At 68.3% G+C, this 2,677-nt stretch carries 2 protein-coding genes; both read left to right on the top strand.

Features of this window, described 5'->3' with window-relative positions:
- Positions 1-2,040: TonB-dependent siderophore receptor (locus FV228_RS26230; protein WP_147857212.1), on the top strand; the 2,040-nt coding region annotated here is incomplete at its 5' end.
- Between the two features lie 108 nt (positions 2,041-2,148).
- Positions 2,149-2,677, top strand: a 529-nt coding sequence (locus FV228_RS26225; RefSeq protein ID WP_187277917.1) for an AEC family transporter, incomplete at its 3' end; no start/stop codon positions are given.

Below are 2,677 nucleotides of genomic sequence, written 5' to 3'. Positions count from 1 at the left end.
GGCGACAGCGCGGCCACCAGCGGCGGGGGCGGCGGCCCCTCCGGCGTCACCGGCTACGTCGCCCGCGTGAGCCCGACCGCGACCAAGACCAACACGCCGCTGATCGAGACCCCGCAATCGGTCTCGGTGGTCACCCGCGAGCAGCTCAACGACCGCAACGTGCAGGACCTGGCCCAGGCGATCGCCTACACGCCGGGGGTGTCGAGCAGCGTGTTCGGCTTCGATCCGCGCTACGACGCCTTCTACATCCGCGGCTTCAGTGCGACCTACAACGGCATCTTCCGCGACGGCCTGCGCCTGAACGCCGTCGGCCTGACCATCCCGCGCAGCGAGCCCTACGGGCTGGAGGCGGTCACCATCCTGCGGGGGCCGGCCTCGGGCCTCTACGGCCTCGGCTCGCCCGGCGGTATCGTCGATTCCATCTCGAAGCGCCCGGTCTTCGTGCCCTTCGGCGAGGTGCAGTTCCAGGCCGGAAACTACGACCGCTTCCAGGGCAACTTCGACATCGGCGGCCCGGTGGAGGGCACCGACGGGACGCTGGCCTATCGCGTGACCGGGGTGAAGCGCCAGTCCAACACCTACCTGCCGGGCGGGGACGACGACCGCACTTTCATCGCCCCGTCCTTCACGTGGCGGCCGGATTCCGACACCAGCTTCACGTTCCTCAGCGAGTACTTCGAATCCCGCCTGCCCGGCACCTCGTTCTTCTTCAACGACCCCGGCTTCCGGGTGACGAACTTCTACTCCGGCGACCCGGCGTTCAACCAGTACAAGCAGCAGCAGTACCGCATCGGCTACGCCTTCGAGCACACGTTCTCGCCGGACCTGATCGTCCGCCAGAATGTCCGCTTTTACGACGTCCGGGCCGACTACGACTACACGTCGATCACGGGCCTGAACCCTGCCCGGACCCTGGGTTCACGCACCGCGGGCGCCTATCTCGACACGCTGAGCCAGATCTCCGTGGACACCCAGCTCGAAGGCCACGTCACCACCGGGCCGATCCAGCACACCCTGATCGGAGGCGTCGACTACGCCCATTACGACTACACGCGCGCCTTCGGCTTCGGGGCCGCGCCGGCTCTCAACCTGTTGACGCTGAACTACGGCCAGCAGGTCATCGCCCGGCCGCGCATCACGAACTTCCAGAGCCAGGCGCAGGACCAGATCGGCGTCTACCTGCAGGAGCAGGCCAAGCTCGGACGCTTCATCCTGACGCTCACCGGGCGGCACGACTGGGTGTTCCAGAACACCGCCGACCAGACCGCCGGCACGGTCGCCAACCAGGCCGACCGTGCCTTCTCGGGCCGGGTCGGCCTGAACTACCTGCTCACCGATACCCTGGTGCCGTACGCCAGCTACGCGACGACGTTCACACCCCAGGTCGGCATCGACGTGAACGGAAACCCGTTCCGGGCCGCGACCGGCGACCAGATCGAGGCCGGCGTGAAGGCGGCGATCCCCAACACCAACATCACCGGCTCGTTTGCCGGCTTCGATATCGTCCAGTCCTCGCTCCTGCGCCAGGATCCCAACAACATCGCCAACGTCGTCGCCAGCGGCTCGGTCGAGTCAAAGGGATTCGAGGCCGAGATGACCGCCAATTTCGCGCCGGGGACCAACCTGACGCTGGCCTATACCCATCTCGATTTCCGGTTCCTGCGACAGACCTCGCTGGTCACCGGCCAGCCGATCGACGGCAACACCCTCTCGGGTATCCCGGGCGACAGCTTCAGCGTCTTCGGGACCTACCTGTTCCCGCCGGGCTCGATGCTCTCCGGCCTGCAGCTCGGCGGCGGTATCCGCTACGCCGGCACGAGCTTCGCCGACGACGAGAACACCGTCCGCAACCCGACCGTGACCCTGTTCGACGCCCTGGTCGCCTACGACTTCGCGGCGCTCGATCCGAAGTACAAAGGTTTTCGCGCGCAGATCAACGCGTTCAACATCTTCGACCGCAGCTACACGAACTGCCAGGCGGGCTTCTGCTATCGCGGAGCCCCCGCGACGGTGATCGGCAGCCTGATCTATCGCTGGTAGCGGCTCCCGCGGGGGCAGGGGAGCATGGCAGGTCCCCGTCCCCGGCACTGGAGGTCGATGCGGCTCCTGTCCTAAGGCCGGAGCCTCGTCCTCCCACCCGGGCCGCCCATGCTCTCGACCCTGCTGGTCGTGCTGCCGATCTTCGCGCTGATCTTCGCCGGCTGGCTGGCCCGGCGGATCGGCGTGCTCGGCACTGCCGCGACCACCGAACTCAACCGGTTCGTGGTGTTCCTGGCCCTGCCGGCCCTGCTGTTCGACGTGACCGCGCACGCGCATTGGAGCGCGATATGGAAGCCCGGCTTCATCGGCGCCTTCGGGTTGAGCAGCCTGGCTGTGTTCGGCGTGACGGTGCTGATCCGGCGGGGGGAGGGGCGTCCGCTCTCGGACGCCGCCGTGGACGGGCTCAACGCCGGCTATCCCAACACCGGCTTCATGGGCTTCCCCCTGGGGCTCGTCGCCTTCGGCCCGGAGGCGCTGGCGCCCACCACCGTGGCGGCGATCCTCACGGTCTGCGGGGTGTTTGCGGTAGCGATCGTGCTGATCGAGACCGGCCTGCGGCGGGAGACGGGCGACGGCGGCGCGGGGGGAGCCGGCGTCCCGGTCTGGCGCACGGTCGGGCGGTCGCTGGTCCGCAACC

Origin of the sequence: Methylobacterium sp. WL18 (genome assembly GCF_008040015.1) — a bacterium.
Taxonomy (GTDB): Bacteria; Pseudomonadota; Alphaproteobacteria; order Rhizobiales; family Beijerinckiaceae; genus Methylobacterium; species Methylobacterium mesophilicum.
The sequence above is the reverse complement of the archived record's forward strand: the minus strand, read 5'-3'. Positions and strand labels throughout refer to the sequence as shown.